Source organism: Pseudomonas bubulae (genome assembly GCF_037023725.1).
Classification (GTDB): domain Bacteria; phylum Pseudomonadota; class Gammaproteobacteria; order Pseudomonadales; family Pseudomonadaceae; genus Aquipseudomonas; species Aquipseudomonas bubulae.
On sequence record NZ_CP146077.1, the window covers coordinates 1 to 7,500 of the forward strand.

Genomic DNA, 7,500 nt, shown 5'->3' on the forward strand with positions numbered 1-7,500 from the left:
AACAAACCCCCTGTCTGCGTGAGCAGACAGGGGGTTTGGAATTTAATCTTGACGATGACCTACTCTCACATGGGGAAACCCCACACTACCATCGGCGATGCATCGTTTCACTACTGAGTTCGGGATGGGATCAGGTGGTTCCAATGCTCTATGGTCGTCAAGAAATTCGGTAGCCAGGTCGTTTACCTTTCGGTTTACGCTCCAGCGAATGGGTATGTAATAGATGTGGTGTTTTGTGAACCGCAAACTTTCGGTTTGTATCGTCTTCACACACCGCAATTCGCTTCTAAGCAAATTGCTTGGGTGTTATATGGTCAAGCCTCACGGGCAATTAGTATTGGTTAGCTCAACGCCTCACAGCGCTTACACACCCAACCTATCAACGTCGTAGTCTTCGACGGCCCTTTAGGGAACTCAAGGTTCCAGTGAGATCTCATCTTGAGGCAAGTTTCCCGCTTAGATGCTTTCAGCGGTTATCTTTCCCGAACATAGCTACCCGGCAATGCCACTGGCGTGACAACCGGAACACCAGAGGTTCGTCCACTCCGGTCCTCTCGTACTAGGAGCAGCCCCTCTCAAATCTCAAACGTCCACGGCAGATAGGGACCGAACTGTCTCACGACGTTCTAAACCCAGCTCGCGTACCACTTTAAATGGCGAACAGCCATACCCTTGGGACCGGCTTCAGCCCCAGGATGTGATGAGCCGACATCGAGGTGCCAAACACCGCCGTCGATATGAACTCTTGGGCGGTATCAGCCTGTTATCCCCGGAGTACCTTTTATCCGTTGAGCGATGGCCCTTCCATACAGAACCACCGGATCACTAAGACCTACTTTCGTACCTGCTCGACGTGTCTGTCTCGCAGTCAAGCGCGCTTTTGCCTTTATACTCTACGACCGATTTCCGACCGGTCTGAGCGCACCTTCGTACTCCTCCGTTACTCTTTAGGAGGAGACCGCCCCAGTCAAACTACCCACCATACACTGTCCTCGATCCGGATAACGGACCTGAGTTAGAACCTCAAAGTTGCCAGGGTGGTATTTCAAGGTTGGCTCCACGCAAACTGGCGTTCACGCTTCAAAGCCTCCCACCTATCCTACACAAGCAAATTCAAAGTCCAGTGCAAAGCTATAGTAAAGGTTCACGGGGTCTTTCCGTCTAGCCGCGGATACACTGCATCTTCACAGCGATTTCAATTTCACTGAGTCTCGGGTGGAGACAGCGCCGCCATCGTTACGCCATTCGTGCAGGTCGGAACTTACCCGACAAGGAATTTCGCTACCTTAGGACCGTTATAGTTACGGCCGCCGTTTACCGGGGCTTCGATCAAGAGCTTCGCGTTAGCTAACCCCATCAATTAACCTTCCGGCACCGGGCAGGCGTCACACCCTATACGTCCACTTTCGTGTTTGCAGAGTGCTGTGTTTTTAATAAACAGTCGCAGCGGCCTGGTATCTTCGACCGACAGGGGCTTACGCAGTAAATGCTTCACCTCCATCGGCGCACCTTCTCCCGAAGTTACGGTGCCATTTTGCCTAGTTCCTTCACCCGAGTTCTCTCAAGCGCCTTGGTATTCTCTACCCAACCACCTGTGTCGGTTTGGGGTACGGTTCCTGGTTACCTGAAGCTTAGAAGCTTTTCTTGGAAGCATGGCATCAACCACTTCGTGTTCTAAAAGAACACTCGTCATCAGCTCTCGGCCTTAGAATCCCGGATTTACCTAAGATTCCAGCCTACCACCTTAAACTTGGACAACCAACGCCAAGCTGGCCTAGCCTTCTCCGTCCCTCCATCGCAATAACCAGAAGTACAGGAATATTAACCTGTTTTCCATCGACTACGCTTTTCAGCCTCGCCTTAGGGACCGACTAACCCTGCGTCGATTAACGTTGCGCAGGAAACCTTGGTCTTTCGGCGTGGGTGTTTTTCACACCCATTATCGTTACTCATGTCAGCATTCGCACTTCTGATACCTCCAGCAAGCTTCTCAACTCACCTTCACAGGCTTACAGAACGCTCCTCTACCGCATCACCCTAAGGTGATACCCGTAGCTTCGGTGTATGGTTTGAGCCCCGTTAAATCTTCCGCGCAGGCCGACTCGACTAGTGAGCTATTACGCTTTCTTTAAAGGGTGGCTGCTTCTAAGCCAACCTCCTAGCTGTCTAAGCCTTCCCACATCGTTTCCCACTTAACCATAACTTTGGGACCTTAGCTGACGGTCTGGGTTGTTTCCCTTTTCACGACGGACGTTAGCACCCGCCGTGTGTCTCCCATGCTCGGCACTTGTAGGTATTCGGAGTTTGCATCGGTTTGGTAAGCCGGGATGGCCCCCTAGCCGAAACAGTGCTCTACCCCCTACAGTGATACATGAGGCGCTACCTAAATAGCTTTCGAGGAGAACCAGCTATCTCCGAGCTTGATTAGCCTTTCACTCCGATCCACAGGTCATCCGCTAACTTTTCAACGGTAGTCGGTTCGGTCCTCCAGTTAGTGTTACCCAACCTTCAACCTGCCCATGGATAGATCGCCCGGTTTCGGGTCTATTCCCAGCGACTAGACGCCCTATTAAGACTCGCTTTCGCTACGCCTCCCCTATTCGGTTAAGCTTGCCACTGAAAATAAGTCGCTGACCCATTATACAAAAGGTACGCAGTCACCCAACAAAGTGGGCTCCCACTGCTTGTACGCATACGGTTTCAGGATCTATTTCACTCCCCTCTCCGGGGTTCTTTTCGCCTTTCCCTCACGGTACTAGTTCACTATCGGTCAGTCAGTAGTATTTAGCCTTGGAGGATGGTCCCCCCATATTCAGACAAAGTTTCTCGTGCTCCGTCCTACTCGATTTCACTGCAAAGATGTTTTCGCGTACAGGGCTATCACCCACTATGGCCGCACTTTCCAGAGCGTTCCGCTAACATCAATACAGCTTAAGGGCTGGTCCCCGTTCGCTCGCCACTACTAAGGGAATCTCGGTTGATTTCTTTTCCTCAGGGTACTTAGATGTTTCAGTTCCCCTGGTTCGCTTCTTAAGCCTATGTATTCAGCTTAAGATACCTAACTTATGTTAGGTGGGTTCCCCCATTCAGACATCTCCGGATCAAAGTCTGTTTGCCGACTCCCCGAAGCTTTTCGCAGGCTACCACGTCTTTCATCGCCTCTGACTGCCAAGGCATCCACCGTATGCGCTTCTTCACTTGACCATATAACCCCAAGCAATCTGGTTATACTATGAAGACGACATTCGCCGAAAATTCGCTGCTCAATTAAGAGCAATCACAAATTTTACCTTAGCCTGAATAAACACCAGTGAAAGTGCTATCCAGTCTAACTTTCTATTACATACCCAAATTTTTAAAGAACGATCTAATCAAAAGATCAGAAATCAACATTCACCATCATTTGATGGAATGCTCATTTCTAAGCTTTACGACAGAAAAACCGCAGATCAACTCTGCAGTTATCGTCTTCTACAATGAATCAAGCAATTCGTGTGGGAACTTATGGAGCAGCTGATGTCGTCGATTAAGGAGGTGATCCAGCCGCAGGTTCCCCTACGGCTACCTTGTTACGACTTCACCCCAGTCATGAATCACACCGTGGTAACCGTCCTCCCGAGGGTTAGACTAGCTACTTCTGGTGCAACCCACTCCCATGGTGTGACGGGCGGTGTGTACAAGGCCCGGGAACGTATTCACCGTGACATTCTGATTCACGATTACTAGCGATTCCGACTTCACGCAGTCGAGTTGCAGACTGCGATCCGGACTACGATCGGTTTTATGGGATTAGCTCCACCTCGCGGCTTGGCAACCCTTTGTACCGACCATTGTAGCACGTGTGTAGCCCAGGCCGTAAGGGCCATGATGACTTGACGTCATCCCCACCTTCCTCCGGTTTGTCACCGGCAGTCTCCTTAGAGTGCCCACCATTACGTGCTGGTAACTAAGGACAAGGGTTGCGCTCGTTACGGGACTTAACCCAACATCTCACGACACGAGCTGACGACAGCCATGCAGCACCTGTCTCAATGTTCCCGAAGGCACCAATCTATCTCTAGAAAGTTCATTGGATGTCAAGGCCTGGTAAGGTTCTTCGCGTTGCTTCGAATTAAACCACATGCTCCACCGCTTGTGCGGGCCCCCGTCAATTCATTTGAGTTTTAACCTTGCGGCCGTACTCCCCAGGCGGTCAACTTAATGCGTTAGCTGCGCCACTAAGAGTTCAAGACTCCCAACGGCTAGTTGACATCGTTTACGGCGTGGACTACCAGGGTATCTAATCCTGTTTGCTCCCCACGCTTTCGCACCTCAGTGTCAGTATCAGTCCAGGTAGTCGCCTTCGCCACTGGTGTTCCTTCCTATATCTACGCATTTCACCGCTACACAGGAAATTCCACTACCCTCTACCATACTCTAGCTTGCCAGTTTTGGATGCAGTTCCCAGGTTGAGCCCGGGGATTTCACATTCAACTTAACAAACCACCTACGCGCGCTTTACGCCCAGTAATTCCGATTAACGCTTGCACCCTCTGTATTACCGCGGCTGCTGGCACAGAGTTAGCCGGTGCTTATTCTGTCGGTAACGTCAAGACAATCACGTATTAGGTAACTGCCCTTCCTCCCAACTTAAAGTGCTTTACAATCCGAAGACCTTCTTCACACACGCGGCATGGCTGGATCAGGCTTTCGCCCATTGTCCAATATTCCCCACTGCTGCCTCCCGTAGGAGTCTGGACCGTGTCTCAGTTCCAGTGTGACTGATCATCCTCTCAGACCAGTTACGGATCGTAGCCTTGGTGAGCCATTACCTCACCAACTAGCTAATCCGACCTAGGCTCATCTGATAGCGCAAGGCCCGAAGGTCCCCTGCTTTCTCCCGTAGGACGTATGCGGTATTAGCGTCCGTTTCCGAACGTTATCCCCCACTATCAGGCAGATTCCTAGGTATTACTCACCCGTCCGCCGCTCTCAAGAGAAGCAAGCTTCTCTCTACCGCTCGACTTGCATGTGTTAGGCCTGCCGCCAGCGTTCAATCTGAGCCATGATCAAACTCTTCAGTTCAAACATCTTTGGGTTTTTAAGAAACCCTAAACTTGGCTCAGCAATCGTTGGTTACATCTTTGATTTCTCGCGGAGTAACTTGTGATGCTGATAATCTTGTTGACTATCAGCCTGACTCCACAAGCACCCACACGAATTGCTTGATTCAATTGTTAAAGAGCGGTTGGTCAGCTTTCGCTGTACCGAGGCGCGCATTCTACAGCAGCCTCTGTTGCTGTCAAGCGGTTATTTTAAGATGTTTTCAAAGTTTCCTCTGTAACATCAACCACTTGCGCTTTCGATCTCTCGTTAGCGGGAGGCGAATTCTACAGTGTTACACACTGCTGTCAACGCTTTATTTCCAGCTTCTTTCGATTGAGATAATCGAGTGGTTAGCCAGGCAAATGGCCTGATTAACCGTACGAGCTTTTTACAAAGCTTGTACTTATACAAAAACAAAATCCCCGTCTGCGCGAGCAGACAGGGATTTTGGAATTTAATCTTGACAATGACCTACTCTCACATGGGGAAACCCCACACTACCATCGGCGATGCATCGTTTCACTACTGAGTTCGGGATGGGATCAGGTGGTTCCAATGCTCTATGGTCGTCAAGAAATTCGGTAGCCAGGTCGTTTACCTTTCGGTTTACGCTCCAGCGAATGGGTATGTAATAGATGTGGTGTTTTGTGAACTGCAAACTTTCGGTTTGTATCGTCTTCACACACCGCAATTCGCATGCTCTTGTGTTCAAGGGCGCAAATTGCTTGGGTGTTATATGGTCAAGCCTCACGGGCAATTAGTATTGGTTAGCTCAACGCCTCACAGCGCTTACACACCCAACCTATCAACGTCGTAGTCTTCGACGGCCCTTTAGGGAACTCAAGGTTCCAGTGAGATCTCATCTTGAGGCAAGTTTCCCGCTTAGATGCTTTCAGCGGTTATCTTTCCCGAACATAGCTACCCGGCAATGCCACTGGCGTGACAACCGGAACACCAGAGGTTCGTCCACTCCGGTCCTCTCGTACTAGGAGCAGCCCCTCTCAAATCTCAAACGTCCACGGCAGATAGGGACCGAACTGTCTCACGACGTTCTAAACCCAGCTCGCGTACCACTTTAAATGGCGAACAGCCATACCCTTGGGACCGGCTTCAGCCCCAGGATGTGATGAGCCGACATCGAGGTGCCAAACACCGCCGTCGATATGAACTCTTGGGCGGTATCAGCCTGTTATCCCCGGAGTACCTTTTATCCGTTGAGCGATGGCCCTTCCATACAGAACCACCGGATCACTAAGACCTACTTTCGTACCTGCTCGACGTGTCTGTCTCGCAGTCAAGCGCGCTTTTGCCTTTATACTCTACGACCGATTTCCGACCGGTCTGAGCGCACCTTCGTACTCCTCCGTTACTCTTTAGGAGGAGACCGCCCCAGTCAAACTACCCACCATACACTGTCCTCGATCCGGATAACGGACCTGAGTTAGAACCTCAAAGTTGCCAGGGTGGTATTTCAAGGTTGGCTCCACGCAAACTGGCGTTCACGCTTCAAAGCCTCCCACCTATCCTACACAAGCAAATTCAAAGTCCAGTGCAAAGCTATAGTAAAGGTTCACGGGGTCTTTCCGTCTAGCCGCGGATACACTGCATCTTCACAGCGATTTCAATTTCACTGAGTCTCGGGTGGAGACAGCGCCGCCATCGTTACGCCATTCGTGCAGGTCGGAACTTACCCGACAAGGAATTTCGCTACCTTAGGACCGTTATAGTTACGGCCGCCGTTTACCGGGGCTTCGATCAAGAGCTTCGCGTTAGCTAACCCCATCAATTAACCTTCCGGCACCGGGCAGGCGTCACACCCTATACGTCCACTTTCGTGTTTGCAGAGTGCTGTGTTTTTAATAAACAGTCGCAGCGGCCTGGTATCTTCGACCGGCAGGGGCTTACGCAGTAAATGCTTCACCTCCACCGGCGCACCTTCTCCCGAAGTTACGGTGCCATTTTGCCTAGTTCCTTCACCCGAGTTCTCTCAAGCGCCTTGGTATTCTCTACCCAACCACCTGTGTCGGTTTGGGGTACGGTTCCTGGTTACCTGAAGCTTAGAAGCTTTTCTTGGAAGCATGGCATCAACCACTTCGTGTTCTAAAAGAACACTCGTCATCAGCTCTCGGCCTTAGAATCCCGGATTTACCTAAGATTCCAGCCTACCACCTTAAACTTGGACAACCAACGCCAAGCTGGCCTAGCCTTCTCCGTCCCTCCATCGCAATAACCAGAAGTACAGGAATATTAACCTGTTTTCCATCGACTACGCTTTTCAGCCTCGCCTTAGGGACCGACTAACCCTGCGTCGATTAACGTTGCGCAGGAAACCTTGGTCTTTCGGCGTGGGTGTTTTTCACACCCATTATCGTTACTCATGTCAGCATTCGCACTTCTGATACCTCCAGCAAGCTT

Annotated in this window: 5 rRNA genes (1 of these 5 only partly in view); all 5 read right to left on the minus strand. The window is 50.7% G+C overall.

Annotated elements, in window-relative coordinates:
- Positions 1 to 46 precede the first annotated feature (46 nt).
- A 5S ribosomal RNA gene (gene rrf / locus V6L81_RS00115) occupies positions 47 to 162 on the minus strand.
- Between the two features lie 148 nt (positions 163 to 310).
- Positions 311 to 3,204: ribosomal RNA gene (locus V6L81_RS00120) — 23S ribosomal RNA — on the minus strand.
- 323 nt (positions 3,205 to 3,527) lie between these two features.
- Positions 3,528 to 5,064, minus strand: a 16S ribosomal RNA gene (locus V6L81_RS00125).
- Positions 5,065 to 5,543: 479 nt separating this feature from the next.
- Positions 5,544 to 5,659, minus strand: a 5S ribosomal RNA gene (rrf, locus tag V6L81_RS00130).
- A gap of 162 nt (positions 5,660 to 5,821) precedes the next feature.
- Positions 5,822 to 7,500 (minus strand): 23S ribosomal RNA (locus V6L81_RS00135); it runs 1,215 nt beyond the window's last position.
- Together the 16S, 23S and 5S rRNA genes form the textbook arrangement of a ribosomal RNA operon.